At 40.4% G+C, this 26,563-nt stretch carries 26 protein-coding genes; 7 read left to right on the forward strand and 19 right to left on the reverse strand.

The annotated features are described in order from the left end of the window. The first annotated feature begins 14 nt into the window (after positions 1-14). The 6 genes from HB912_RS08460 to HB912_RS08485 all read left to right on the forward strand — a co-directional run bounded on the left by HB912_RS08460 (position 15) and on the right by HB912_RS08485 (position 5,463). Complete coding sequence (locus HB912_RS08460) at positions 15-1,217, forward strand: multidrug efflux MFS transporter (protein WP_185373731.1); 1,203 nt, start codon at positions 15-17, stop codon at positions 1,215-1,217. Further along, complete coding sequence (locus HB912_RS08465) at positions 1,195-1,917, forward strand: NAD-dependent protein deacylase (protein WP_185373811.1); 723 nt, start codon at positions 1,195-1,197, stop codon at positions 1,915-1,917. Before HB912_RS08460 ends, HB912_RS08465 begins: the two co-directional genes overlap by 23 nt. A gap of 106 nt (positions 1,918-2,023) precedes the next feature. Continuing rightward, positions 2,024-3,367, forward strand: a complete 1,344-nt coding sequence (locus HB912_RS08470) for a hemolysin family protein (protein WP_185373733.1) — start codon at positions 2,024-2,026, stop codon at positions 3,365-3,367. 58 nt (positions 3,368-3,425) lie between these two features. Further along, positions 3,426-4,385 (forward strand): LacI family DNA-binding transcriptional regulator, encoded by a 960-nt coding sequence (locus HB912_RS08475; RefSeq protein WP_185373735.1) that lies wholly within the window; start codon positions 3,426-3,428, stop codon positions 4,383-4,385. A gap of 68 nt (positions 4,386-4,453) precedes the next feature. Then, the gene (locus HB912_RS08480; protein ID WP_221635671.1) at positions 4,454-4,831 is read left to right on the forward strand and encodes a hypothetical protein; all 378 of its coding nucleotides are present in this window, start codon (positions 4,454-4,456) and stop codon (positions 4,829-4,831) included. 11 nt (positions 4,832-4,842) lie between these two features. Next, positions 4,843-5,463, forward strand: a complete 621-nt coding sequence (locus tag HB912_RS08485; protein ID WP_185373737.1) for an HAD family hydrolase — start codon at positions 4,843-4,845, stop codon at positions 5,461-5,463. 45 nt (positions 5,464-5,508) lie between these two features. Here the strand turns inward: HB912_RS08485 and HB912_RS08490 are convergent, their stop codons facing one another. From HB912_RS08490 to HB912_RS08560, 15 genes are all read right to left on the reverse strand, one after another. Next, the gene (locus tag HB912_RS08490) at positions 5,509-6,285 is read right to left on the reverse strand and encodes an SDR family NAD(P)-dependent oxidoreductase (RefSeq protein ID WP_185373739.1); all 777 of its coding nucleotides are present in this window, start codon (positions 6,283-6,285) and stop codon (positions 5,509-5,511) included. A gap of 686 nt (positions 6,286-6,971) precedes the next feature. After that, the gene (locus HB912_RS08495) at positions 6,972-7,463 is read right to left on the reverse strand and encodes an immunity protein YezG family protein (protein ID WP_185373741.1); all 492 of its coding nucleotides are present in this window, start codon (positions 7,461-7,463) and stop codon (positions 6,972-6,974) included. 4 nt (positions 7,464-7,467) lie between these two features. After that, positions 7,468-9,258 carry a DNA/RNA non-specific endonuclease gene (locus tag HB912_RS13205; protein ID WP_244964453.1) on the reverse strand — a complete coding sequence of 597 codons (1,791 nt, stop codon included), beginning with the start codon at positions 9,256-9,258 and terminating at the stop codon, positions 7,468-7,470. Further along, the gene (locus tag HB912_RS08505; RefSeq protein ID WP_185373743.1) at positions 9,255-9,602 is read right to left on the reverse strand and encodes a hypothetical protein; all 348 of its coding nucleotides are present in this window, start codon (positions 9,600-9,602) and stop codon (positions 9,255-9,257) included. Before HB912_RS08505 ends, HB912_RS13205 begins: the two co-directional genes overlap by 4 nt. Beyond that, positions 9,583-10,299, reverse strand: coding sequence for a DUF5081 family protein (locus HB912_RS08510; RefSeq protein WP_185373745.1), 717 nt, complete (start codon positions 10,297-10,299; stop codon positions 9,583-9,585). Before HB912_RS08510 ends, HB912_RS08505 begins: the two co-directional genes overlap by 20 nt. Continuing rightward, positions 10,296-10,595 carry a WXG100 family type VII secretion target gene (locus tag HB912_RS08515; RefSeq protein ID WP_185373747.1) on the reverse strand — a complete coding sequence of 100 codons (300 nt, stop codon included), beginning with the start codon at positions 10,593-10,595 and terminating at the stop codon, positions 10,296-10,298. Before HB912_RS08515 ends, HB912_RS08510 begins: the two co-directional genes overlap by 4 nt. Continuing rightward, entirely contained in the window at positions 10,588-10,983 is a 396-nt protein-coding gene (locus HB912_RS08520) for a hypothetical protein (protein WP_036074186.1), read from the reverse strand. Before HB912_RS08520 ends, HB912_RS08515 begins: the two co-directional genes overlap by 8 nt. Before the next feature lie 15 nt (positions 10,984-10,998). Then, on the reverse strand, positions 10,999-15,498 hold the full coding sequence (gene essC / locus HB912_RS08525; RefSeq protein ID WP_185373749.1) for a type VII secretion protein EssC: 4,500 nt from the start codon (positions 15,496-15,498) through the stop codon (positions 10,999-11,001). A 12-nt stretch (positions 15,499-15,510) separates the two neighbouring features. Beyond that, positions 15,511-16,686: a type VII secretion protein EssB gene (essB, locus tag HB912_RS08530; protein ID WP_185373750.1), complete on the reverse strand. Its 1,176-nt coding sequence runs from the start codon at positions 16,684-16,686 to the stop codon at positions 15,511-15,513. A gap of 15 nt (positions 16,687-16,701) precedes the next feature. Continuing rightward, positions 16,702-16,953, reverse strand: coding sequence for an EsaB/YukD family protein (locus tag HB912_RS08535; RefSeq protein WP_036074190.1), 252 nt, complete (start codon positions 16,951-16,953; stop codon positions 16,702-16,704). Positions 16,954-16,967: 14 nt separating this feature from the next. Further along, positions 16,968-17,474 carry a type VII secretion protein EssA gene (gene essA, locus HB912_RS08540; protein ID WP_185373752.1) on the reverse strand — a complete coding sequence of 169 codons (507 nt, stop codon included), beginning with the start codon at positions 17,472-17,474 and terminating at the stop codon, positions 16,968-16,970. Further along, positions 17,464-20,829, reverse strand: a complete 3,366-nt coding sequence (gene esaA, locus HB912_RS08545) for a type VII secretion protein EsaA (protein ID WP_185373754.1) — start codon at positions 20,827-20,829, stop codon at positions 17,464-17,466. Before esaA ends, essA begins: the two co-directional genes overlap by 11 nt. A 151-nt stretch (positions 20,830-20,980) precedes the next feature. Then, complete coding sequence (locus HB912_RS08550; protein ID WP_036074194.1) at positions 20,981-21,274, reverse strand: WXG100 family type VII secretion target; 294 nt, start codon at positions 21,272-21,274, stop codon at positions 20,981-20,983. 275 nt (positions 21,275-21,549) lie between these two features. Then, positions 21,550-22,068, reverse strand: a complete 519-nt coding sequence (locus HB912_RS08555; RefSeq protein WP_185373756.1) for a GNAT family N-acetyltransferase — start codon at positions 22,066-22,068, stop codon at positions 21,550-21,552. Positions 22,069-22,087: 19 nt separating this feature from the next. Beyond that, positions 22,088-22,540 (reverse strand): MarR family transcriptional regulator, encoded by a 453-nt coding sequence (locus HB912_RS08560; protein WP_185373757.1) that lies wholly within the window; start codon positions 22,538-22,540, stop codon positions 22,088-22,090. Between the two features lie 110 nt (positions 22,541-22,650). On the opposite strand from HB912_RS08560, the gene HB912_RS08565 reads away from it, so the two are divergent. Continuing rightward, a complete protein-coding gene (locus tag HB912_RS08565) occupies positions 22,651-23,157 on the forward strand; it encodes a GNAT family N-acetyltransferase (RefSeq protein ID WP_185373759.1) in 507 nt (168 codons plus the stop codon). Between the two features lie 34 nt (positions 23,158-23,191). On the opposite strand, the gene HB912_RS08570 is transcribed toward HB912_RS08565, so the two are convergent. The 4 genes from HB912_RS08570 to HB912_RS08585 form a co-directional block, all read right to left on the reverse strand. Next, positions 23,192-24,220, reverse strand: a complete 1,029-nt coding sequence (locus HB912_RS08570) for a WxLIP family cell surface protein (protein ID WP_185373761.1) — start codon at positions 24,218-24,220, stop codon at positions 23,192-23,194. Positions 24,221-24,292: 72 nt separating this feature from the next. Beyond that, on the reverse strand, positions 24,293-25,060 hold the full coding sequence (locus tag HB912_RS08575) for a WxL domain-containing protein (protein WP_185373763.1): 768 nt from the start codon (positions 25,058-25,060) through the stop codon (positions 24,293-24,295). A gap of 23 nt (positions 25,061-25,083) precedes the next feature. Next, positions 25,084-25,872, reverse strand: a complete 789-nt coding sequence (locus HB912_RS08580) for a WxL domain-containing protein (RefSeq protein WP_185373765.1) — start codon at positions 25,870-25,872, stop codon at positions 25,084-25,086. 358 nt (positions 25,873-26,230) lie between these two features. Then, positions 26,231-26,470, reverse strand: coding sequence for a helix-turn-helix domain-containing protein (locus tag HB912_RS08585; protein WP_036074203.1), 240 nt, complete (start codon positions 26,468-26,470; stop codon positions 26,231-26,233). Positions 26,471-26,563: the final 93 nt, after the last annotated feature.

Here is a 26,563-nt window from a genome sequence, read left to right on the forward strand (position 1 = left end):
ATCAGGTGAGAATTTTGAAAGATTGGAAGAAAAATCTCTATATTGTTTGGATTGGTTGCTTTTTAACGGGCACCGGACTTAACCTGATCATGCCTTTCCTGCCTCTATACGTAGAAGAACTTGGCATCCACGATCCCGACCAAGTCAGTCTTTATTCAGGTGTCGCGCTTAGCTCGACTTTTTTTGTTTCTGCCATTATGGCACCGATTTGGGGGAACTTGGCCGATCGTAAAGGGCGCCGCTTAATGCTCCTTCGCGCTGCACTCGGAATGAGTATTGCGATGATTTTGATGGGGCTTGTCACAAACGTCTTTCAGTTCATCGGACTGAGACTCCTCATGGGAATCTTCTCAGGCTACATCTCGACAGCGAATGCGCTAATTGCCACACAGGTGCCGCGCCACAAGAGCGGCTATGCTCTAGGAACACTTTCAACGGCAGCCGTTTCTGGCGTTTTAATCGGGCCACTAATTGGGGGATTCTTGTCCGATATCTTTGGTGTACGTCCCGTCTTTTTCATCACCGGAACACTAATCGCCGGAAGCTTCCTTTTGACGCTGCTTTTTGTGAAAGAGAATTTTACTCCGGTCGAGAAACGGGAGGTCCGCTCCTTCAGGGAAGTCTTTGGCGCCCTTCAAAACCCGAAACTCATTATTATTTTATTTTTCACTTCGATGATTATCCAAGTCTCAAATAACGCGATTAGTCCGATCTTAACGCTTTACGTCCGCGACCTTGCCGGAAACATCGCAAATATTGCTTTCATCAGCGGGATGATCGCCGCCGTCCCCGGCGTCGCTTCCTTACTTGCAGCCCCGCGCCTCGGCAAATGGGGCGACAAAATCGGCACCGAACGAGTCTTGCTCGGCGCTTTGATTGGCTCCATGCTCCTGCAAATCCCAATGGCTTTTGCCGAGACACCATTTCAATTTGGCGTTTTGCGCTTCTTGCTTGGAATTGCAGACGGCGCGCTTCTCCCAGCCGTTCAGTCTCTACTCTCAAAAAATGCACCGCGCGACCTCACTGGGCGGATTTTCGGGTACAACCAGTCCTTTCTTTACATTGGGAATGTCATCGGACCGCTAATTGGCTCAAGCATCGCCGCCCATTTCGGCTATAGTGACGTTTTCCTAGCTGTCGCCGTCTTCATTTTGCTAAACGTCTGCCTCGTGGCTATTTTTAACCGAACGACTCATCACAAGAAACAGGAGGAATGATTCAGATGGAACAAATCGAACAACTTCGCACGGCCGCGCCGCAAACCAAATTGTCTTTTTGACAGGCGCGGGGGTGTCCGTGCCTTCGGGGATCCCGGATTACCGCTCAAAAAATGGGCTTTATGCCGGAAAGCACAATCCAGAATACTTATTAAGTGAGGCTTGTCTCGCAAATGAACCGGATGTTTTTTATCAATTCGTCACAGAAAATATGTATTATCCAGATGCCAAACCGAATCCCATTCACTTAAAAATTGCCGAGATTGGCGAAGAAAAAAACGTCACAGTGGTTACACAAAATATTGATGGCCTTCACGAAGCAGCTGGGTCAAAATCGGTCGTGGATTTCCATGGTAGCTTGTATCACTGTTACTGCACGAAATGCGGCCAAACCGTCCCAACCGAAACGTATTTAAAATCGGATAGCCATCAGAATTGCGGTGGTCGAGTTCGGCCGGATGTTGTGCTCTACGGGGAAGGCATCGCCGCTGATGCCATCCAAAATGCCATCCAAGCTCTGCAAACTGCGGATCTTGTCATTATTGCCGGGACAAGTTTCAAAGTCAGCCCGTTTTGTAACTTGATTGATTACAGGAATCCTAAGGCAAGCGTTTTTGCGGTGAATAAAGAAAATATTTTCTTGCCCTTCCCACATACAATGATCAAGGCGGACGCCCTCCAGGTCTTCAAAAAACTCTGAAAATAAAGCATGCTTTTTTGACCAAATGGTGAATCGCATGGTAAAATTTGGATAGCTGGATCTAATTCTGGCTATCCAAATTTTCTTTTAAGGAGTGGTCGATTTTATGTCACCTGACCCCGAGAGTCAGCAGATTATCTTTCAATTAATTCTCATTTTAGTTCTTACGCTACTGAATGCCTTTTTCGCATCAGCTGAAATGGCGCTTGTTTCGCTTAACAAAGGACGCGTAAAAAACCAAGCCGAGCAAGGAGATAAAAAAGCAATCAAATTAGTAAAGCTGCTTGATGATCCTAGTAACTTCCTAGCGACCATCCAAGTGTGTATCACACTAGCAGGTTTCTTCTCGAGTGCTTCGGCAGCAACAAGTATCGCAACGCGGATCGAACCGGTTTTTGGTGGAGGAGTCTTTGCGAAGGAACTCGCCATTATCGTTGTTACAGTTATTTTGTCGTATATTACCTTAGTTTTTGGTGAACTTTATCCGAAACGAGTCGCTTTACAGAAGTCTGAGATGATTGCGCGGCTTGCAGTTACGCCCATTCGTATCGTGGGGTTCCTACTTCGTCCGTTCGTCAGGTTCCTCTCGTTTTCAACAAATGTTCTTGTAAAGTTGACGCGGATGGACAAAACGGGTGAAGAAGATAAGATGACGCGTGAAGAGATGCAGCTGCTTGTCGAAAATAGCGGAAAAGAAGGCGTAATTGAACAAGAAGAGCTCAGCATGCTTCGCGGCGTGTTTGAACTTGACGATAAATATGCGCGAGAAGCAATGGTGCCACGGACGGATGCGTTCATGCTTGATATTGATATGGCGCCTGATGAAATTTGCGACTTGCTACTGAATGAGAATTACTCGCGAATTCCGGTTTATAAAAATGACGCGGATTCGATTGTAGGTATTCTGCACTTGAAAGATTATTTCGCTGCAGCACGACAAGTCGGATTTGAAAAAGTAGATATTCATTCACTCATTAAAGACGCTTATTTTGCGCCTGAAACAATCTTCATTGATGATCTTCTGAAAAATATGCAGAGGACGCGAAATCAAATGACGGTGCTAATGGATGAATACGGCGGTGTGGCAGGTCTCATTACCATTGAAGACATGCTTGAAGAAATCGTCGGTGATATTGATGACGAATATGATGATTTAACTAATGAGTTTACTAAAATAGATGAAAACACCTATGAATTAGAAGGTATGTTTGCGCTTGATGACTTTAATCGCATGTTTGATGTCGAGCTTCCTTCCCGTGGTGTAGATACGATTGCAGGTTTCGTACTCACTCTGATCGGGAATATTCCGGAAGACGGTGAACAAGTTGTAGCTGAATATGAAGATTTCACATTCACAGCGCTCGAAATAAAAGAAGCGAGACTAGTTTCCATCAGGGTTGAACGGGCAAAAAAGCCCGAAGCTGAACCTGTAAATCTTGAACTTGCTTAACGTAAAGACAGAGCGGCGCTACCGCTCTGTCTTTATTTGCTAGGGGAGGTATCATAAAGTGACAAATATCAAAGAGATTGCAAAGCGTGCTGGGGTTTCTGTTACAACCGTATCGCGGGTTTTAAATCAACATCCTTACGTTGCAGCCGACAAACGCGAACGCGTCGAAGCAATCATCCATGAACTGGATTACATACCAAATCGCAGTGCGATGAATCTAGCACGCGGAAAAACTAACACAGTTGGCGTCATTCTGCCATATACGGATCATCCTTGGTTCGATAAAATCACAAGCGGAATTCTCGAAGCAGCTTTTCGTAAAAAATATTCTGTCATGCTCCTACCAACGGGTTATGACCCTAAACGAGAATTGAAACACCTTGAAATGCTGAAAACCAAACAAGTGGATGGCATCATCATCACTTCTCGGGCGAACCCTTTTCAAGCCTTACTCGAAGTAGCTGAACCCGAACAGCTCGTTTTTTGTGAAGAAACCGAGCAGCCTGAGCTTGCCTGCGCATATATCAACCTTTTCCAAGCTTTCCAAGATGGCTTTCGCTTCATTCAAAACAAAGGCTATCAAAATGTCGCTTTTACAACAGGGCGAACAGATCGCATTAGTCCGAGCACGCAAAACAAAATTGCCGCGTTTGAAGAAATTTTTGCGACCAAAGCGAATCGCGCCAACATGCTCAACAACTGCTATAACATTTCAGACGGGGAAGCAGCAGCCGAGTATTTCTTGGAAAAAGCGCCTGTAAAGCCAGATGCGATCTATGCGACGGGAGATGAAGTCGCCGCAGGAATCTTCGCTTACGCACGGAAAAACGGTTTGCGAATTCCTGAAGATCTGGCGATTTTAGGGCAAGAAAATTTGCCGGTCAGTGAGGTATTGGAGATTTCGACGTTGGATCTTCATTTGAAACGGCTTGGAACTACTGCCTTTTCGATTTTCCATTCTGGCAAAGTGCAGAAACAAAAAATCCATCATGAACTCATTGAACGAAAATCTTTATAAATTTTCTTAAGGTTTACGCTTGACATGAAACCCGTTTCATCATTTACAACTAAGGTGTATATAAATATATGAAGAGGGTGAAAACAGTGCAACTTGAAGGAATCTGTAAAGTCCATTCTGGAATGGGCATGGAGTATCAATACGGGGAATTTTATATGGATCGAGATTATCTGGTATTTGAGCAAAATTATGGTTACAAAATGGGGAAGCGACACACCTATCCTTTGCAAGGCCTAGAGAACATTGCGCTGATACCAGAAAATGGCCAAGTTTATTTAACATTTAGCTGCGAAAAAATCTGTTTCGAGATTGCGGGAACGGAAGAAAAACTATATCCCTTTTATGAAGCGCTCCACACGAAGCAAGGGCTACCAAAAACTGCTAGCACACCGCAACCGAAAAGAAGCCGCTATACAACACACCACCAATACTTTTTTTCAAAATGAGGAGGATCAAGATGTATCAAGCGATTGTGTTCGATGTGGATGGCACCATTTTAGATACCGAAAAAGCGGTTTTGCATTCCTTGCAATCGGTTTTAGCGGAAGAAGACCAATTTTATACACATGAAGAATTGCGATTCGCGCTTGGCATTCCAGGTGAAAAAGCGATTCAGTTTTTAAATATTCAAAACGAGGAAGAAATCCTCACAAAATGGATGGAACGGGAAGTCCAGATGGCTAGCGAAGTTCAGCTTTTTGATGGAATCGAGGCTGTGCTAGCGCAAATCCCAGAAAGTGGTGTCGTCACTTCAAAAAATAGTTATGAGATGAAAAAAGGATTTTACCCATTTGGAATTGGGGACTATTTTCAAGCGATCGTTTGTGCAAGCGACACAGTGAATCACAAGCCACACCCTGATCCGCTACTTAAAGCAATGGAACTTCTTGCAAGAAACCCGCAGGAAGTGCTTTACGTCGGTGATTCGCCTTACGACATGGCTTGCGCCCATTCAGCCGGAGTCGATTTTGGTTTGGCGCTGTGGGGAGCAAAATCCGAAAAAGGCTTTGAAAAAGCCGAACATGTCTTTCGGCAGCCAAGCGAGATTTTAACACAAGTCGCCATCCAAAATGAATAGCTAGACTAAAAAAAGGAAGCCTCTTTATGAAGCTTCCTTTCTTGCTTAAACGCTTGTAAAACCGCCATCTACAATAATGTGTTGACTCGTCACATAAGTTGAAGCATCCGAAGATAAATAAATGATGGTGCCGTTAAGTTCTCCTTTTCTGCCGTGTCTTGAGGCCGGTGTCAATTGATTGTAGAGCTTTATGAAATCTTCATGCTTAAACAGCGAATCGATCGTCATTTCTGATTCAAATAACCCCGGCCCAATTGAATTGACTGTAATATTCTCTTCCATATAAGTAGCAGCCATCCCCATTGTCAGACCGCGCACAGCCGCTTTTGAGGTATTATAAGCATGCCTTGCGAGCTCGTAACCTTTATCTGCCACAACGGCATTAATGGAGGCTAAATTCACGATTTTCCCATACCTTTGTTTTCGCATATGTGGAAGTACAAATTTAGACATTAAATACATCCCTTTCACGTTAACTTCCATCGATGTATCCCAGTCTGCTTCTGAAAGCTGGTCGACTGTTCCCATAATCGCGACCCCAGCATTATTTAATAATATATCGATCTTTAAAAAGTGTTCCACAACTTCTGCTACTGCTTTTTCAACACTATGTTCATCTGTAACATCGCATACAATCGGAATAGCTTTTCTTCCTTTTGCCGTAATTTCCCGCGCCACCTCATCTAACTTTTCTTTTCTGCGCGCAAGAAGTGCCACATCAGCCCCGTAATCTGCATAACAAAGTGCCGCGTCTCTTCCTAAACCACTCGAAGCCCCAGTTACAACTGCCACTTTTCCCGTTAAATCAAACATATTGTTCATAATGATGCCTCCTTGATATGATTTATTGCACCATCATGGTAACAAATATATTTATACGGTTAAAGAATATGATACCCTGATTCCACCTAATTCCTCATTAGAAAAATGGCCATACTGGTCAAAACTCCAATCAAAAGGCTCCATTTTTCTAAAACACTAAATTTCCAAAGCTTTCCACCCGTTTCTTGGTTGAAAAATGCATTTAACGTGATATAAAAACGCGAAAAAGAACCATTTCCACCTACTGCGGCACTAGTTTCGTTTGTCACTTGCTTTCATTGATTTCTTTAAATTTAAAATCATAAATATTACCCATAATTTCTTTCTTATTTATTATTATAATAAAAAAACGATATCAGTGATTACTTACTCACTAATACCGCTCGATAACTTCACATTTCTAACAAAGTTACTGTTTATTCATCTCTATATTTTGCTACTCCAATAAAATCCACCTCATAAGCATCTTTAACCGTAGTATTTGGACGTAACTCTACTCTTTGTCTTCTTTCTTAAATTCTCTTCCTATCTACTACATATTATCATGAATCTGCCCTATTTAGATGCCATAAATATACTGTTATGGATAAGAAGAGAATATAAGACTACCCATCTCATTGAAAACAACGCTATAAGCTCGAAAACACTATATATAGTTTGAAAAGAAGTATATAGTCTAATTAATTTTAAGAGGATTGTTTTTTTTCATATTCACTCATCTTAATAAATAAATCTTTTTCTTTGCCATCCAATGGTTCTTTATTCAGATACTTATATTCGAAGTATTTCAACCTTGCAGTCGGGCCAAACTCAGATTTAGACCAATTTATATAATCAAAGTGAATTTTTAACTTTCTTTCTTCATTAACAATCATAGTTACAGAAAACCATGGTTCCTGCTCATTTTCAATAAAAGTCTCTTGCAACTTTACTGTTAAATCAAATATTTCATCCTCTTTTTTATCATACTCCTTTCTATTTATATTATAAATTTCTGGAATATCATAACAATATTTATATTCATTATTATCCGTAGTGTTAAAGAAAAAGAAAACTCCTCCTTCTCCATCATTTATTTCTCCTTGAAAATAAAATTCTTTCCAATTCACTGGAATAGCATCGCTAATTTTTTGCGCTATATCTAAATAAATCCTATTTAATTTCCCTTCAAAGCTCATATATTTAACCTCCTGCTTTATTCGTGATCCTTTTTGTTACAGAACGCTCTCCTTCAACTTGATAAATAACCTTAAATTTATCAGGTCTCAATGACTCTCCAGAGTACTGCGGCTCAATTTTAACAGATACTTTTCTTGGAGGGGTCTCTTTTAAAGCATTTGCCCATTCTTGCTCCATCTCATACCATTTTCCCCCTGAACGATTAATTTGTCTATTCTGGGCTACCAAATTATCAATATCACCAGGGCCATTGAACTGACTACCGATTAAATGTCCTCCATCATCATCTAATAATCTATCTTCACGTCCAGCTACTTTTTGCATGCCTTCATTTCTTTCAGCAGCCTTGAGAACTAAACTATCAGCTTCTACATCTACAACTCTACCTAATTTATCAGTTGTATATTTGTATCCATCTTCTGTAACATAACGCGTGTGTGGCGCAAGCTCTTTTCTTCCGCCCTTTCCTTTAATAATATGCTCTCCATATGGAACTTCTTTAATTTTTGGCACTTCATCTAAATAATTGGCTACTTTACTACTTCCCCCAATTATATCATCCGCCCCGCGTCTTCCGCTACTCAAATTCAAATCATACTTCCGTAAGACATCTTTCATTTTCTCTGTGGCATTTGTGACTTTCGAAGTTCCACCTGCTGGAAGTGCCCCAAAGCCATCAGCGGCGAGTTGACGTCTTGAGTTCAAATTCAAGTTGTTCTTAAAATTATCGGCAACTTCCCCAACTTTATCCAGCCCTTTAGTGGTTCGTTCAACGCCTGTATGTATGCCTTCTTTTACCGTTGTTTTTAAGCTATTAATCCGTGTTAAGGCTTTGCTTTTCCCCAGTTTAATCAAGTCATCCGCTTTAGACGGAATACTTTTCACACCATGTAAAAGATTGTCGCTTAAACTCGCCAGCTTCGTACCTGACCGAATGGCTTGCGTGCCTCCTGAAAAAGCTTTCATACCCGGTACAATATCCAACAGTGAAAAGGCTCCTCGCATGACACGTTCTGAGGTATCCATTTCCCGACCCGTTAGCCAATCTTTCCCACTCACTGCCGCACTCATTTCTAAACCACCATAAGCCAAACCTAACGCAAGTCCTGCTGGCGGACAGAAAATACTCACGCCCACAATGGCAACCGTCGCCACAACATTCACCCAGAACTCTTTCTTTTGTTGCTCATCTTTAATCGAGGTGTATTCAAAAGCGCGGGAATTGATCATGGCTGAGCGAAAATCTTTTTGACTCACATCTTGATCTTTATTTTGCCGTTTCCATTCTTCATACTGGACTTTCATTTGATCCGCATAATAATTATCCCCACTAAACAGATCGTCTAAACTGACTTCCTTTTTGGGAACTTCAATCTGTTCTTGCGTATAACTATTCGCATAGCTTGTGACAGTTGTTGTCGCACCAATCCGATTTTTCGTCGTGAATTTTGAAGCATCTAAGTCCCGCATACCTTCCACAAATTCGTCTAATGCTTCATAAAAAGGTTGGTCAATCTTGTCTTCTACAAGGTTCCCCGCTTCTCCTGCAAAGTCATATAAAACTTCAAAATCCTCGAACAAACTTTGATATTTGCTTTTATTATTCGTATGTGAAAATGAAATTGCGCCATCTGCATCGTATTTAGCAATATCGCTTTCAGCTTCTTCCAGGTTTTTTGAAACATCCTTTAAACTATCAATCGCCCCTTTACCCCAAACGCCCTTGCCGATTAAGCTCCCGATGCTTTTTTCAGCTTTCTCAAAATCCGCTTCAATGTAGTGGACATCCTTCATCCTTTATCGCCTCCAATATTCAGCGACGCGATAATTTTTTCGCCCACTTCTTGGTCAGCTTGAATCATCGCATTTAACGTCTCAAAAACAAGTGATGATGCACGGGAATAGTGATCTTGTAATTCCAAAACGCGATCATTCGCATCGGATACTTTTTTCATCGCTTTTTTTGCTTTTCCGGCCGTTACATAGTTTTGTTGATTGATATTCTTAATCGCCGGCGCAATCACCGATTCGAATTCATTCGCGATCGCCATTAGTTCATTCGCAATGTGTGTCAGTTCATCTGGATTGATTGAAATCGTTCCTGAACCGCCCGCTCCACTAAATGCCTGTTGTGCCATTCTCTAGCGCCTCCTTCACTGGAAACTTCAATTCGCGGTAAAGCTCATTCCACAGCCAATAACCGCTCACTTGATAATACGCCTCACGTACCACGTCAACCGCAATCAACCGCTCTTTCCAAACAAACAAGAAATACTGCTGATAAAATTCACGATTTTCTTCCACACGTGGCTCCTCGTTTACGTGAAAATATTCCATACTCAAAAAACGTTCATCTGGCTCACTTAGCGCAGCTAACTCCGAGTCTTCCGTACTCAGCTTACGCATTAAAAATGATTTTTCTTCTTCCGACAACGTTCTTTTAAGTAGCGGGAACTGCTGGGTAAGGAGTTGCAAAATGAATACTTTATCCATGACTTCAAACCGGTAAGAAGAATCTTCTTCCACCTCAATCAGCAAATACGCGTTCTCTGAATCCTCATCCCGAAACCCGAACATAAATTGATTGAGCCGAACATACGACTGACAGTGCTGATAGTTTTCAAGGGATTCGACAACGAGTGCGCCTCCATCTGTCAGTTCGCCAATTTCATTCAAAATCCCTTTCGCTTGAAGCGCCTCATAGCCTTCACGAAAACCATCTTCGCCTTGCAGCTGGAAAACCGCTCGGTCTGGTAAACCGAAAACGGATTCCCCGCCAAAAGCAGAAGCAATCAAAAATAGTTCTTCTACACGAAAAGTATCCTGTGCTGTCATAGTCGTTTCACCTCACGTACTTGACTTGATTCTTCAAAGTCAGCCTCGAATTCGGACAATTTCTGTAAAGCTTTTCTTTGCTTCTTGTAACGTGATTTTACTTCCTTGTGGTATTTTTCGATTAACTCGATATAGGTCAAGAAACTATCCCGCGTTTTCCCGTCCCACTTTGCACTTGCTACATAGGAGGTTAGGTCAGAACATTTTTTTTGCGTTTCGCGGAGGGAGTCTTCTACGATTTTAGCCTGTGCTTTTGCTTCCGCAACTTTACTTGCTTTGATCTTCACATTACCCATTCTTTAGTCGTTCCTCCCGTTCTTTTCGCTCTTTTTCTTTCTTCGCCTTTTCAACTGCCGCCTCGTGAATTGCCTGCGCCTTGTATTCTGTATACTTGTCGTAGGCTTTGTTTTTCGCACTGACGAGCTTCGAGCGTTTATCTGCTTCGCTACTGATATACTTAGCTAGCTTCGCAGTTAGCTTCTCCCGTTTTGGATCGAAATCATTAGAAGGGAGCTTGCTGTTCGACATGTTTGGTACAGCGCTTTTGTAACTATTGAACGTTTCTTTTGCTTCTGCCATCTTATTATCATGCTCCCGAATCGCATCTTTCAATAAGTCATGCAGTTTATCATAGTCATCTCGTTTTTTTTCTGTTGGCGTATTAAAAAAACCAAATAAACCCATTCCATCTCCTCCTTCTTAAAGCGGAGCAACAAGTTTAATCCGCTCAGCTTGCCCTTGTCTGATATAGTAAGCTTCATATGGTGGTAGCGGCTGTTCTTTATAAGGCTTGTTCATGACTTCAAGTACGTTTTGGTCGATGATTCTACCGACTAAGATGCCGACTTTTTGTTTCTTGAACATTCCCGAAACCTCATCATAAGCCCTATAAATTTGTCCGCTCACAGCTCCAGCAACGAAGTAGATGCCCATCTTCTCACCCTGTTCTACAAGTTTTTGAAGTGGCTTTTGCGCATCTATCGAAACATTCTCAGCTAAATAAGCCGTATCCGTTACAAGCACAACGATTGGCTCAAATTGCTTCGAAAACTCTTGGAGCGATATGCCCGTCGACTGAATTTCGCGCCAAGCTTGTTCACGGTTGTCAAATGCCGCTGCAAGCTCTCCGATAATAGATGTAAAGCTTGCCTCATCACTTGCATACAAATCAACTTGATTTTGATAGGTTCCAAAGCGTGACGAACTATTATCAAATAACGTCACCTGAATACCTGTACTCTTCACAGTCATTCCCAAAATGGATTGCATCGACCTTTCCACAACATCTGGTGAGTCTGCAAGAACGAGCGTATGGCCACGCTGATTTAATGATAAGTCAAACGGCTGAACATCCTCGAAATCAACAGCAAATGGGATTCCCCCGTTTCTGAGCATCTCGGTAACTTCTTGTTTCTCTAAGTATTCCGCAATCGACAGAACATCTGGTACCATCGGAATCGCATCCGGCACGCTACCTGTCCAAGCTTCGCTCATCTGCTTACTTTCCGCCTGTACATTCTCAATTATCTCAAGCGTATCTGCCCCCGAAACCGGAAGTGCCGTTTGGAACGAAGTTGGGTTTTCAAGTTTCACAAGTCCACGCCCCGCGATTTCCTCAATCGTCAGGTCGGTTTTTCCTACAATATTGCGTGGTTCCGTCGGGTCAATCATGTAAAGCGCAATCTGCGTCTTAATATTCGCAAGCACTTGAATCCGAATCGCATTCGAACGCACAGCACTAATGGCAAGATGAATCCCAACACCTGCACCTTCACGCGCCACTTGCGCAATCAGTTTCTCAAAATCATCTTTATACGGCGCTTCTGCAACTGAGTCAAATGCATCAATCACAAGCAGAATCGAAGGAACCTCTGTCCCACTTGCTTTTTCATACATGCCAATGTTCGCAACCCCGTATTCGCTTAGTTTTTGCTTCCGAACTTTAAGTTCACGCGTAATCCGGCGAATCAGTTTTTGCATCTTGATTTCTTCATCCACCATGATCGTATCCGCAACCTGCGGCAAATCTTTAAGTGGCAGAAGTCCATTTGTTCCTAAATCTAGCAAATAAATATGCAAGCGTTCTGGGCTATGTTCGCGAGCAAGACCCATCGCAACTGTTTGAAGGAAAGTTGATTTCCCGTATCCCGGACTTGAAAAGACTGCCAAGTGTCCATCTTTCGCAAGATCAAGCGTAAGAGGTTCTTGCGCTTGCATTTCTGGAATATCTAGGAAACCGATTGTCGCATGTAGTGGCGATTTTTCACGTGCCCATTCCGACATGTAATCTACAGGATGTAGTTCTGGCAAGAAAATTTGTTCTTCAAGCGGTGGAAGCCAAGGTCGTGGCAATGGCTCAATACCCTCCGCCTCCGTATATTCATGGATATAATCAATGACAGCATCAAGTTCAGAAGGGAGCTTCGTTAAATCTTCTTTCTTATCTAATCCGCTCAAATCTTCTGTTAAGATATCATATTGTCCCAGTTCATTAATCGCATAAATTGTCGTATCGAGATAATCTTCATCTTCTTTATCTGGCACATAATCCGCACCACTCCATGCACTTTGGAACAATTCATAAATTTCATTATTTCCGACTTGCAAGTAAGCTCGACCAGGAAGCGTGATATCTGCTGCATCTGGCGTTTTCAAAATTTCATTTGAATCACTCGCATTTTGCACCTTAAGCGCCAATTTGAATTTCGAGTTCGACCAAATTTGGTCATCGACAACTCCACTTGGTTTTTGCGTCGCAAGAATCAAGTGAATTCCAAGCGACCGTCCAATCCGTGCCGTCGAAACAAGTTCCTTCATAAATTCCGGTTGTTCTGATTTGAGTTCGGCAAACTCATCTGAAATCAAGAATAGATGAGGCATCGGTTCGCTTGCTTTGCCTTGTTTGTATAATTTTTGATATTGGTTGATGTGATTCACATCATGCTCACCAAATAAGCGCTGACGCTTTTGCAACTCCGCTTTAATCGAAGCAAGCGCACGCATTGACTGCGCACCATCCAAGTTCGTGATCGTTCCTAGCAAATGCGGCATGTTTTTGAATAAGTTCGCCATCCCGCCGCCTTTATAGTCAATCAACAGAAATGCCACTTCATATGGATGGAAATTAACAGCAAGTGAAATAATATACGACTGGATAATTTCAGATTTCCCTGAACCTGTCGTACCCGCAACAAGCCCGTGTGGCCCGTGCGCTTTTTCATGTAGGTTTAAATTGACAATGTCATCTTTTCCGCGTAGCCCAAGTGGCACAGCCAAGCTCTTATACGTTTCATTTTGTGTCCAGCGATTCCCGATATTTAATTCTTCCACGCGCTCCACATTATACATTTCGAGGAACGTAACTGCCTCAGGAATCGAGTTTTTCAAGTTTTGAAGATGATTGAGCGGCGCAAGCGCACGCGAAATTGTTTCCTTATCGAATTCTTCCGGTAAGTGATCTGGGATAAATGTCCGGTTTACAAGATCACCTTGCTCAAGAATGATATTCCCACTTCTATGGTCACGAATATCAACAACCGTCCGAACATGTTCTGGTAAGCTTTGCATGACATCTTGAACAAAAACAAGTGAAACCCCAAGTTCTGATGGATCCTCATTAAAGAATTCCATCACCGTGTGGTCAAGCACAAGTTTTTCATCTGTAATAAGCACGACATAATGCGGTGCGAAAAATAGTTTTTCATTTTTATTCGCTCTTTCTGCAAGTGCTTGTTTCCGCTCTTTCAAAATTTGGTAGAGTGAATTTAACACTTGATCTCGCGAACGCTCATGATAAACAAAGCCGCGAACATTTACATCACGCAAATTCGCATGCGGAAGCCAGCGCATCCATTCCCAGTTTTCTTTTTCTTCTTCCGGGAAAATCGTCACAAATTGCAAATCATAATAACTATGAAATAGTGCTGTTTGCATGACAAGCATTTGCAACTGTTCCAAAACAAGCCCACGTGGCCCAATATATCCGACAGGCCCATTCATTAAGTCTGTCGCAACTGGAACATTATTCACATCCACATATTGCCCTTTGAGACGACTAGCAGCATCCGCCAGTGGGTCCTTATCTTGTGAAAACTCTTCTTCTTTATAATCTACAGAAAAACTGATCGGTTCTGTTCCAGTCCCCACTCGAAAAGTCAGGAAATCATGATGTAATCTCGTTTTTTCATAAATACGTGAATCTACACGTGTTGCCATTTCAGCGATTTCTTCAACAGAAGGATAATGATAAAGCAATGCTTGACGTTGCTTTTCACTTGCCTGATGAAAATCTTTCGTACGACGTTTCAAATATAAATCGTATCTTTCCTCGCGTTCTTTTGTCTTCACTTTAAATTCTTTGCGATTTTTAATATATGTGACAAGCGACATGATAACCGTCATCCCTGTCATCGCAAGTGTCATTAAGATGTAGATCCCACGCGGTTGAAAAATCGAAATCAGTACCGTGATCGCAATCATCACAAGCGGAGGTAAAATCAATTTCAAAAGTCCCTCTGATGGTTTCGTAGGTGCCGCAGAAGGTTTTGCAAGCGTAAACTTATCCTCTGGCGCACGGTAAATAATCCGAGGTGAACGATGATAGTCTGGATAGTCCGGTCCAAAAGCATTATCGGCTGAGAAAAGTGGAGCAAGATCTGTCGAAATGCGAGACTTAACCGCCGCAATTGTTAAATCATCTTGACCGACTGTGAGGGTGATTCCATCTACATAGAGTTGATCCCCATTTTGAAGGTCAGCTCGTCCTGTCAAGCGTTCAAAGTTGTGATAAACTTCTCCTGCGAAAACCTGCACAGCAAAAATGTCTTGTTTGTCATCTCGCATAAATACAAAATCCGCATCCGTACCCGAAAGTACCACATCATTGTCTTTTCCTGCACCAAAAGTCAGTACGAGTTTTCCAGCTGTGTCAAAAGACTGTACATCCACATTTTCTGTTAAGTAAAGTGACAACCGTCCGTTCTCGCCTACTTCAAGTTCTTGCTTTTGGTCAAATTCAAGTGCCGTGTTACCTGCCATCCACACTTCATCTTCAAAGCGCACGTCCACGGTTCCGGGAAACTCCGGATAAAAGACTGCTGCTTCCTTGTTACCGCTAATCTCCGTCACCTTATCAGGAGACACATGTTGTTTATGACAAGCTTTCCCGTTACTAACAATAAGTAAAGTATTCTGTCCCATCTTCATTCTCCCCTATTTGGATTCGGAATCATCTTTCCCGTTAATTTTTTCCATATATTTCTTCAGTTCCGCTTCAATTTCTGATTGTTTCTTCACAGACTCATTACCTGAAAGCGTCTTGTCATTTTGAACTTCTTCCAGCTGTTTCGTAAGTGCATAAACCACCAGTTCATTGTCCTGAAGTCGTTTTCCAGAATCAAGTGACTCATCAAAGTCACCGCGTCCATTATAAATCCAGTAAAGCAGATATTGTTCATCCGATTTCAAACTAACATTTTTCATGATGTTCTCTTTACGCTTATCATCGAGCTTTTCTCCTTGTAAATAAGAATAAGCTAGCTCATACTTCGAAGCTTGAGGTAACTTTTCAGGTTTTTCATTCTCTAAATCTGAAATCACCTTTGTATAATCCGTTTTAAGAAAGTCTTCATTTGCCAAAAGCAAGTCATTTTGATAAGGCACTTTGAAGAACGCAAAATAAACCACTGGTCCCGCAAGCAGTAGCGTCGCAATAATAAATCCAACCGCAAGCCCCCTAAACATCCGGAACCGTTTCTTTGGAATCAACATCATTTTTCGTTTTGAATCTGTCAATTCTTTTTCAAACGACTCTTGCAAGAAACTTTCGATTTCCTCTGTCGTCTTTGCGTCTGCTAGATGCCGCTCAAAATTAGTTCCCCGAGCGTTTTTAAGGGAGCCAGCATATAAATTATCAAATTGATACTTCTTCGAAAACATTGCCACGCAAAGCGATTGATATTGCTTAAAGAATAGTTCTTCTGTTAAGTCATAAGGATGAATGATTCCTTTTAAGCCACGATGAACAATTTTCGGCATTAAATTTTCATCAAAAACAAGATTTCCAGGGTGAAGGAAAAACGTAAAACGCGTTCCAATCAGCGCTTTTAAATCCGCAACATTTTTAAGGGCACGCAGTTTATCTTTTCGCTCCATTTTACTGACCTCTTCAAAGCGATACATGGTCTCCCCAATTTCATAACAAAACGTATAAGTTTCCTTTTCATGCTCAATTTTTACTGGAACAAAATATAGCGACGGTTTGGTTAAAATTTCAAGCTGAGCAGCATCTTTAATCCGCGTACGGGATTCAACAAAGCTAACACGCCACTCATTCTGTTCATAGTTAAAGTCATATGTAACACCATCAATTTCAATTGTACTTTTCATCATCTCGGCTCCCTTTTATAAAATTTCTAAGATGTCTCCATTTGTAATTGGATAATCTACCATTTTGTCATCATCACTTAATAAAATCCCTTTATTAACGGCTTTAATCGAACATTTCGAAGCATCTGGCATCTCAATTTTAAGCGTTTCTTTTAGATTATCAATCAAAGCCCTTACCGGCTGACCGACTGGAATGCGTAAGTCATAAACTTCCGCACCCCACTTCGAAAAATCCACCGTCACATTTAAATGTGTCTCTTTCGCCATCTCTTAATCCTCCCTTACTCCATGGTATTTTTACTTGCAAAATAAATTCCACCACCAAGTGCGACAACAACTGCACCAATAATCGCAATCAATGACTTTGATTCTGTACTTTTTTCTTTTTTGTCCTGAACATCTTCTCCCACTTCAGAAGCTTGAGTCGTATTCGTTTTTTTGAAAAGTTCCTCCTGTGTGGTTTTCGCTGTATCACTTTTCACTGCTTTCCCTGTAAACAGTTGATCCTGCATCTCCTGAAAATTTTTCTGTTCTTTCTTTTGTTGTGCTTTTATTTTTTTTTCAAGATCTTGAGTGAAAAGTGGCAATTCCAACTGATCGAGCATTGTCGGCTCCGCCTTTTTAAGATCCTCTTGCTTTTCCTCATTCGTTTTTTGTAACCGATCCGTCTTCAGATCCATCTTCCCATCATTTTCTAAGTAACCTGTTCCTGCCGCTAATGCGAAAGGAGCTGTAGCAAAGCAAACAAGTATAATCAGTAAACCCATACTTAAAAACCTAGCTTTCATGTACGCCCTCTCCTTCCGCTGTTTCTTTTTTGACAACAAACAAGTTACTAACAATCAGAATTATAGCGACTCCAATACAAGCAAATGTCAGAATCAAAATGTTGCTTTCCCCATTCAAAATCCGATTAAGCAAGGTCTCTAAATATTGTAGTGGTGAGAATTTCTGTAGCGTTCCAAACGCAGAAGTCTTATCAACATTTAGTCCAATTGCATCCGTTAGGAATAAATACAAACTTAGCACAAGCAAAATGATAAACATCCCCACCATCTGCAATTGCCGCAACAAGTAAGTACATCCAGAAACGAGGAGCAGCATTAACAGTAAACAAATACCTATCCAGAAGAAATAGCCAATCTCGCTCACATCAAAGATTTTTCCAGAAATAAGTCCAATCATCAAACCTTCAATAACTGCAACCCCAACTGTGATACTCGTAATCGGTAAATTGCGGGAAGCAATCGACAGTTCTTCACGGAATTGGTCTTTTTGAATACGTCTCTTCTCAAAAGCAGAAATGACGTATCCAGAAAATAGAGCGATAATCGTGCAAATCAATACCATGTAATAAGGCGTCGTTTTATCTCCAGCGACAATTGCCTTCCCATTTACTTTTTCAACTGGATTACTCAAGAAGTTATATAGGTTTTCATTTTGACGATCCCCTACGCGACTGTTCTTCATAACCTTAGAAAAGTTCTTCGAAAAAGTCTGATCCGCTTGTAATTTTTTCGCAAGTGACCCTGATAAACCGCCTGCCTCTGAAATTAAATTTTCTCCGCTTTTTTGAATATTTTTCGCTTCTTGATCAATTGCATCAAACGTGTCATACACGCCTTTTGCCGAATCTAAATTTTGTCCAGTAGAATCTGCTAAACTCTGACTTGTCACAAGTAAAGACCCAAATGAACTATCAAGAGCCATTGCTGCCGCTTGTTCATCCGAACTATTTCCAAGTACAACTTGATTTTCCGAAACGAGTCCCGAACTCTTTTCTCGCCAAGAATCAATATCACTTAGCATTTTTGCCAAGTTCTCATTTTGACTAATTGCTTCTTGATTCGTTCCAATAAGCCGCGCAGCCACATCTTGCGACCGTGCATCCGCATCACTCATCACCTGTTTATAATCAGCGATCCTCAACTCAAACGCAGACAATTTTTCTTTATACGCCTTCGTCATATTACCTGATGCCTTCACAGCAATCGTTTCTAGTAAGTCGTCTCGGTTGAAAATAGCATAATAAGAATTAGAAGTTGCTTGACTGTCAAGCGAACCACTAGGTGTATAGTTACTATTCCAAGGATTAATTCCATAATAAAGCTGGAATAATATGCCCGTCCGTTCATAATTCCGCACAATCAAACGCAGCTCTTTAAACATATCCGTCAAACTAAAATCATCTTTGTTATAAAACGGCAAGTCTGCAAACTCAAACGAATAAACTTCTTGAATGAGTGTTTCTTCCTTCGTTTCAATAGCTGGTTCATCTTCCTTGGTACCTGTTTTGTCATCCGTAGCACCTACATTACTTTCCCCAGTCGCTTCAGTACCCGCCGAACTCTTCGTAGAATTGTTCGGTTCAGTCGATTCATTACCAGTAGTTCCTGGATCTGGATTAGGAGTTGCAGCTTTATCTTGAACGACTTCCTTTTTCACTTTCTGTACAGCCATCGCATTTATTTTCAGCGATCCAAAAATTGGAATGTCATTTGCTACAACATTGTCTTTCAATTTAGCAGTTGCTGAAATAGCATAATTCCCTGCCTCGCCATTTTCTTGTGAAAAATGAAGAATAAGCTTGCCATCACTTTGCTCTGCAATTTGGTAATCCACATTTTGTCCATCTTTAGTCAGTGTCAAGTTTTCCAAATCAAATCGGCTGTCGAAATTCAAACGTACTTCCGTTTCCATTTCGGGGTCCGTCTCAGGTAGCGCAAGCGAATCCGACTGAATCGTGATCCCCTTCTGTTTTAATTCTTGAACTTTCTTATTTTGTGTTTCAACAATTTGATCGTTAATGACATTCTTAGATGGATTTTGCGCTTTATCTGCATCACTGAAGTTTGTAGGATTTTCATTCATATACTGCTTAGCAAGATCTTTAATTTTCTTGTACGCTCCCGTATCAATCCCAAGCATGGCAGCATCGTCTTCCGAAAAATATTGTAGCTTCCGAATAGAATCCGTGAGCGTATCTGTAAAGCGCTTATTAATATCCGGATCGAGCGAAGCTATTGTGAATACTTCATTCGATCCACCAGCTCCACCAGAAAGTATCCGAACTAAATCTTGCTTAACTGCATCTTGAATCTCTGCATTGATCGTATCATTAAGCGACTGATCAACCGCTGTAATTCTCGCATTAACGTCTGCTATATAATTTTGCAGTTGTTGTGTCTGTGTCATAAGTGACGTCGTATTTTCTGACGATGTTAACTCTCGATATAAAAGTGCATTCGCTTGCTGCAATGCTCCTAGTTGGCTTTGCACATTCTCCGCAGATAAACTCGCCGTATACTTCTGCAAATTATCTTCAAATGTTGTTCCAAAAGGTGTATGATCTTGTTGCATTTTAAGTAGACTGCTTAGATCAGTCCCATAAACTTTATTTTCTTGGTCTGCTTCTAAAAGAGAATTTTCATGACCTTTCAATAAATCTTGGAATCCAGTAAAACTTTCTTTTGAGCTCCCTGTATAGTCTTGCACCGTTTTAAATTGATCCGTATAATTTGCTAGCGGATTGTGTACCGAAACATTATAGCGATCATTATTTTTCTTTTCCTTGTTAACTAATTCTTTAATGTTATCTTGTGACTCTTGTAAGTTCGTTAATATGCTTGCAAAATAAACATCAATCACTCGCTGATTCATGTCTGAAAGTAAGTCAGAGGCTGTTTTTTCTGCTTCTGTTTTCAAATCATTGTTTCCCGTATCATTAATTTTGTAATAGATCTGTATTTTTTCCGGCGAATCCGACGTTAACGATAACGCTTTTTTTGAAAAATCATTCGGAATCACAATCATTAGATTATAAATATCCCGTTTCAATCCACTTTCAGCTACACCCCGACTTACCGTTGCCCAGTCGTGTGTTTTATCCTTCAGCACACTTGTTTGGATATCATTCCCAAACAAATATTCTTTGCCTGAAAGTTTCGCTCCTTCATCTTCATTGACAAGCGCTACATTCATTTTCTGAACTTGCTCACTTTTTATCGCACTATCTTGTTTTTCAGTCTGGCTTTGATTTCGATTTTTGCTAATGGATTGGTTCAGTCCCAAAATAGAGACAGAAGCCGTTAATCCGATTGCTAGAATCAAAAACAGCACTATTTTCCATTTTATTTTCCGCATTATCCTGTTTAGTCACTCCCGTTTTTCAAGCTTACTCTATTCCCAGACGCCTTCCATCTCCACTCGTTGTGCACTTTTCAGAAAAAGCCATGTAACGAAGGGCTACATGGCTTTTCAAGACACACAAATATGTATGTTCTAAGGTAGAATATTAGAAACCAAAGTTTTGAGAAAGTTGTTGATCTTGCTCTTCCACTGCAGATGCAGTTTTTTGAAGTTGTTGTTCAATTTGATCCATCAAGTTTGCAAATTCAGTTACTTTTGGTTTCAATTGATTGAACTGATCATCAAAACGTTGGAAAGCTTGACCTTCCCACTCACTGCGAAGTTGTTCTTGTAGTTGAGACAAGCGTTGTAACATTTGTTCGATGTCACGTGCACTTGTTCCATAAGTTTTTGCACGATCCCGTAGTTCAGCTGGGGTCATTCTAATTTGTCCAGACATGAAATTCATCTCCTCTTTTTATGATTATTTCGATAAAATTTTACCATACTTCAGACAAAAAATATGTGGACATTTTGTGAACTTTATTCACGTTTTTCTTTAAAATAAGCAATTTTGTTTTTTATTTATCATAGTTAATAACACAAAAATGAATTGTGCACATTAAAAGCAGAAATTAAAGTGGCTCTGCAGTTACAGTAGAGCCACTTTTTATCTGAAAATCACATAGTGTAAAAGTTAACAAATTTTGTTTAAACTTAAGCTTGTAAATTTTCCTAAATTTCGACGAGACGTTTCAAAATCAAATCCGTTTGCTCCTCTTCCCCAAATAGAAAAACATGTTCACCAGCTTGAGAAAAACCAAGTTTCTTGTAAAATTGTAAGGCATCCTGATTTTCCTCCCAAACGCCAAGCCAAATGACTTCTTTTCCTTTATTTTTTGCTTCATCAAAAGCATGGCGAAGAAGTCGTCGCCCCAATCCCTTTCGTTTAAAAATGGTTCGGACATAAATTCGTTCCACTTCTAAATGATCATTTCCCATCTTTTCTGTCTGACCATCTCCCCAGTTTAGTTTCAAGTAACCAGCAAGTTGCCCATCCAAATAAATCAAATAGAAAGCTGACTCCGAATCAGTAAGCTCCCTTTCTAATTGTTCTTCATCAAAAGCCCGGTCCACATATGCTTGCAGATTTTCCTCAGCATTTTGCTCGCGAAAAGTATCAATAAAAGTATCGATACTAACCGATCGAAGTAAATCAAGCTGTCCCAAGCTACAAGGTTCAATACTAATCATCTAAATCCACCCTTTCCACTTAATAAATCCGTTTTCCACCTTTTTTCACCGCATTCCAGTCAGTTTCAATATTTTGCCGCATTCTGGTTAGAAAGCAAACTAATGATTCAACCTCATCCTCTGAAAAGCCGTCAAGTGCAACCGAATTTGAATACTCATTTTCTCGTATAATAAATGGAAAAGTATCAAGTCCACGTTTTGTTGGAAATAGTTGCTTGTTCTTCTTATTCTGTTTATCCATTTTGCGCTCAATGAAACCATTTAATTCTAATTTTTTTACAGCCCGAGCAACTGTAGTTCGGTCTACTTTCACCATTTCCGCCAATTTTTCTTGAATTATTCCAGGATATTCACAAATTCGAACTAAATATAAATATTGTCCTTTAGTTAATTTTAAATCTTTAAATTCAACATTACTAATCGAGTCGAGCGCTCGAGCAATATTCCCAAGTTCTCGCAACACATCTTTCACTTTCTTTCTCCCCCCTCTTTATTTTCGATTTTAATCTCTTTTTGTTGCAAATGCAACATTTTCCATTATTAATTCCGCTATAATAGGCTTATACAGAAAGGGGGAAACAGATGGACATACTTTACAAAAAAATTTCTCCAAAAGAAAAAAGGAAACTATACGACTGTATGAAACAGCTAGACCAAGAAACTGATTTTATGCTCTATTCCCCTGAAGAACGTCTTTATCAAGAAAAACAGCTTGAAAGTTTTATTCAAAACACCCAGGAAAACGGAATTTTATTAGGTGCAATCGTACAAAACCAGATCGTTGGGGTTATTTCCGCGCAAACCTCTAATCTTACAAAAATTAAGCATACTGGCTATCTAGTCATTGGTGTACAAAAAGAATTCCAAAAGAAGGGCATTGCCTCTAAACTTTTCGAAGAAATATTCGTTTGGGCAAGAAACGAATCTATTCATCGACTCGAATTAACTGTAATCACCGCAAACTTCCCGGCCATTCAATTATATGAAAAGCTTGGTTTTTACAAAGAAGGTTTAAAAAAAGATGCTATTTACATGAAAGGCCGCTATTACGATGAATTTTACATGGCAAAACTACTAGAAAAAAGGTGAAACTCAAAAACTTGAGTTTCACCTTTTTCATTAATCACCTAGCTGTTTGTCTATTTTTCTTCCTCTTCTTTCTCCAAGCGAAGTAAAGCAAAAAACCAACCACAATGACTACTACTGCAATAAGCGCAATGAGCCACCAATAATTCGGGCTTTCGATCGTCACATCTTTCTTATTCAATTTACTCGCTTCGTCTCGTCTAATTTGAAAGTTCTTCGTAAATCGCCAGCTTTCCTTTGAAGATTTTGCTTTCAAATGGAGCGTATAATCACCTGGTTTAAGCGGCTCGCCATTCAGCAACACGGGATAAGTAAAATGAGAATTAGGTGCAACTTGCATGTCCTTTTGTGAAGATTTATATAACGTTTCCGTCTTCCCTTTTCGCGTGATTTTTGCTTCCAACTCAAAACGATTTAAGTATATTGGTGTAGGATTTTGCAAGGTAAATAGAATCGCATTACGCGTATTCGTCTGACCCGCTTCTACTTTCTTTAATTTTAAATCTTGCTTTACTTCTTCGTCTGACTCTTGTAACGTAACGCCGATGACATAAGCATACTTATTTTCAATACTTATGCCCTTATCTTGCTTTTGACTCGTTGCAACTTTTTTCTCTTCCAACGTAATACCTCCAGCAAGTACTCCCACATATGGTTTATCCGGCATAGTAACAGCTAACTTTAAATCTACACTCTTTTTAGCAGGAACAGTAATTTTCTTTTCCACCTTTATTAAATCCCTTAATGAATAAGGTAAGCTCTTATCTCTTTGAACATTCGCTTCACCATATTCAACAACCCCATGCATGTTAGTCGTCGCAGAATGGATTTGCGGGTTGACCACTACCGCCTTATTCGTATCATTACGCAATTTAACTACCAGAGTTTGCTTTTGTCCCGGCTTCATTTTTAAATTAAAATAGGATTTCTTCTTATCAATTTGATTGCTCGGAATTTGAGTTTCAGCAGCAAAATTAAATTCTGATGCATGTGCATCCATCGAAGTACCTAACGCGAGCGTACAAAGCAAAACAAGCCCCAAGAGGTATCCAATAGTCTTTTTCATTGATTATTCTCCTTAAAACAAGACAAAAGGCGATATTTGCTATTACAAACATGCCTTTTGCCCTTCGTTATTTTATTCTCCACCAGGAGCTGGAACGTCTTGAAGTCTCCACAATAATGATGTTGAATATTTTTTCGCATATTTGGTTGCTTTACCAGGCACTTTCAGTGAAATACTCTTGCCGCCACTTGAATTATCCCCAAACGCAAGAACATACGTCCCTGCACCTTCACCGTTTTTAGCAGCCATGATATTTACCGCTGTCCCATTCCCATCAGGGGTTAGTGAGAAAGAATTTTTAACAGCAGAAGGTTTAGGCGAGATTGATGCCGTATTCACAACACCATTTGAAAACACCAACTCAGCGCCTGTTAATTCTTCATTATCCGCCGTAAGAAATTGCCCTTGTTGCTTCACAGACAACGACCAACCTGTTTCGAGACCACGGTTATCCGTTACTTGGACATAATTGGGGCCGTCTCCACGACTACTACCATCCCCAAATTTTTGAGCTACTGCATTATAAACCTGGTCAGTTGATGTAATTTTTTGCGTCCCGAAATCAAGGCTAGATGCGTAATCGATACTAAGCGGCCCTTCAGTTCCTGGATTCGGTCCACTCGGATCTGTTGGGTCGACAGGTCCCTCCTCGTCCCCAAGCGTTTTTGTTGGATCTGTTGGATCAACCGGTTTTACAAGCTCATTACTCGGCGAAAATTCTACGATAAGATTTGATTTATATTCTGCTGCTGACACAGTGGAACTTAAACCCACATTAGTTAAAACTGCTCCTAGCGATAAAGCAGAAATAGCTACAATCTTGCTCGTTTTATTTTTCATATCTTTTCCCCCTCTTTCATCAATTATTTATCATTTCCCGGAACATCGGATAATTTCCAAGTAAGTTTTGTTTTATAGTGCACGGCATCTTTAGCTGATTTACCAGGAATAAATAACGAAATGGCTTTATTCACTTTAGTCGCTTCTGCACCACTACCTTCAGTTGCTGGTTCTTCTGCTACGCTTCCCCACTTATCAATCCAACTCCCAGATCCCTTATGAATTTGCGCCGACATAACGGTCGACTCCGCTCCAGCGGGATCAAAAATGATATCCTTGGCATCCGGTGCTTGCATCCCTTCTGCATTACTAACAACTTGACTATCAGTAAACTTAATTTGCTCACCAACTAGTTCTTTATTTTGCGTATCTGGATTACTAAACTGTCCTTCTTGTTTAACCGTCAGCATCCATCCAAGATTTGTTCCACGATGGTCAGAAACTTGTACAAAATTAGACGTCCAACCTGTGCTACCATCCACTTGGTTAAATTTTTGTGCTTTTGCATAATACGTTTCATCACGGGCAGTAATTTCATTTGTTCCAAAGTCTATACTTGAGGCAAAATCTATACTTAGTGGTCCCGAAGTCCCAGGTTCTGCTAATCCCTCTGGGGTTGTCGGATCAACCGGTGTAATCGTTTCTCCTTGTGGATCATCTGGATTCATTGGTTTTGTAATCCCAGTACTCGGAACGAACTGTACTACCCCATTTGATTGATACTCAGCTCCATCTGCCGCAAAAGCAGAAACCGGTATAGCAAAAATCATACCTGCCGTTGATCCCATGCCTATCCATTTATGTAATTTCATTCAAATTCCCTCCTCAATCCTTCATATACGGCAAAAAGAGCTTATCTATTTGCCCTATCAATTTTTATTCAGTTCCTCTCTTTTGATCGCTCAGGCGCTATCCCTCCCACACCAATTAAATTCTTAGTAAGAACATTACTCCAAAAATCTAAGCTAACTTCGGCTTATCAAAATATAAATTTTCATCTTTGTAACTTTGTTCCATTCTATTTTTCAAGTTATGTATTTTTTGTGAAAAAACGTTCTTCAAATCAGTTAGTTCTCCTATAAAAAAACATCCAATTGAGAAACCGACTATCGCTTTCATCAATTGAATGTTCTTATATCAGTATATTTCACAGACCTTTTCCTTGATTTTTTAATAATCAAATGGTCGATATTTTTTGCGCAAAAATTCCTGTTCACGAGCTCTTTCTAAAATTTCATCTCGAAAATACAGTACTGCCCCACCTTTTTTCACACGATTAATTTTTTCACGATTTACTAGTGAATAAAAGCTTTGTTTTGAGATTTGCAATAAATCTAATGCCTCTATTGTTGAAACAAAGTACTGATCCAATAATTCTAATTGCTTTTCTTTCGAAAGATTATTATCCATTTTACACCTCTTATTTTACTTTTTTAAATTTTTTCCAATAGCCAGAACTTCTCCTGACTAATTACGTTCTAAATCAAATTGCTTCTAAATTTT

Source organism: Listeria aquatica (assembly GCF_014223975.1).
Lineage (GTDB): Bacteria > Bacillota > Bacilli > Lactobacillales > Listeriaceae > Listeria > Listeria aquatica.

Bases quoted from the DNA above. Each gene is read 5' to 3' on its own strand.
- HB912_RS08470 (WP_185373733.1), top strand. From the start codon at position 2,024: ATGTCACCTGACCCCGAGAGTCAGCAGATTATCTTTCAATTAATTCTC.
- HB912_RS08480 (WP_221635671.1), top strand. From the start codon at position 4,454: ATGAAGAGGGTGAAAACAGTGCAACTTGAAGGAATCTGTAAAGTCCAT.
- HB912_RS08485 (WP_185373737.1), top strand. From the start codon at position 4,843: ATGTATCAAGCGATTGTGTTCGATGTGGATGGCACCATTTTAGATACC.
- HB912_RS08490 (WP_185373739.1), bottom strand. From the start codon at position 6,285: ATGAACAATATGTTTGATTTAACGGGAAAAGTGGCAGTTGTAACTGGG.
- HB912_RS08495 (WP_185373741.1), bottom strand. From the start codon at position 7,463: ATGAGCTTTGAAGGGAAATTAAATAGGATTTATTTAGATATAGCGCAA.
- HB912_RS13205 (WP_244964453.1), bottom strand. From the start codon at position 9,258: ATGAAGGATGTCCACTACATTGAAGCGGATTTTGAGAAAGCTGAAAAA.
- HB912_RS08505 (WP_185373743.1), bottom strand. From the start codon at position 9,602: ATGGCACAACAGGCATTTAGTGGAGCGGGCGGTTCAGGAACGATTTCA.
- HB912_RS08510 (WP_185373745.1), bottom strand. From the start codon at position 10,299: ATGACAGCACAGGATACTTTTCGTGTAGAAGAACTATTTTTGATTGCT.
- HB912_RS08515 (WP_185373747.1), bottom strand. From the start codon at position 10,595: ATGGGTAATGTGAAGATCAAAGCAAGTAAAGTTGCGGAAGCAAAAGCA.
- HB912_RS08520 (WP_036074186.1), bottom strand. From the start codon at position 10,983: ATGGGTTTATTTGGTTTTTTTAATACGCCAACAGAAAAAAAACGAGAT.
- essC (WP_185373749.1), bottom strand. From the start codon at position 15,498: ATGGGACAGAATACTTTACTTATTGTTAGTAACGGGAAAGCTTGTCAT.
- essB (WP_185373750.1), bottom strand. From the start codon at position 16,686: ATGAAAAGTACAATTGAAATTGATGGTGTTACATATGACTTTAACTAT.
- HB912_RS08535 (WP_036074190.1), bottom strand. From the start codon at position 16,953: ATGGCGAAAGAGACACATTTAAATGTGACGGTGGATTTTTCGAAGTGG.
- essA (WP_185373752.1), bottom strand. From the start codon at position 17,474: ATGAAAGCTAGGTTTTTAAGTATGGGTTTACTGATTATACTTGTTTGC.
- esaA (WP_185373754.1), bottom strand. From the start codon at position 20,829: ATGCGGAAAATAAAATGGAAAATAGTGCTGTTTTTGATTCTAGCAATC.
- HB912_RS08550 (WP_036074194.1), bottom strand. From the start codon at position 21,274: ATGTCTGGACAAATTAGAATGACCCCAGCTGAACTACGGGATCGTGCA.
- HB912_RS08555 (WP_185373756.1), bottom strand. From the start codon at position 22,068: ATGATTAGTATTGAACCTTGTAGCTTGGGACAGCTTGATTTACTTCGA.
- HB912_RS08565 (WP_185373759.1), top strand. From the start codon at position 22,651: ATGGACATACTTTACAAAAAAATTTCTCCAAAAGAAAAAAGGAAACTA.
- HB912_RS08570 (WP_185373761.1), bottom strand. From the start codon at position 24,220: ATGAAAAAGACTATTGGATACCTCTTGGGGCTTGTTTTGCTTTGTACG.
- HB912_RS08575 (WP_185373763.1), bottom strand. From the start codon at position 25,060: ATGAAAAATAAAACGAGCAAGATTGTAGCTATTTCTGCTTTATCGCTA.
- HB912_RS08580 (WP_185373765.1), bottom strand. From the start codon at position 25,872: ATGAAATTACATAAATGGATAGGCATGGGATCAACGGCAGGTATGATT.
- HB912_RS08585 (WP_036074203.1), bottom strand. From the start codon at position 26,470: ATGGATAATAATCTTTCGAAAGAAAAGCAATTAGAATTATTGGATCAG.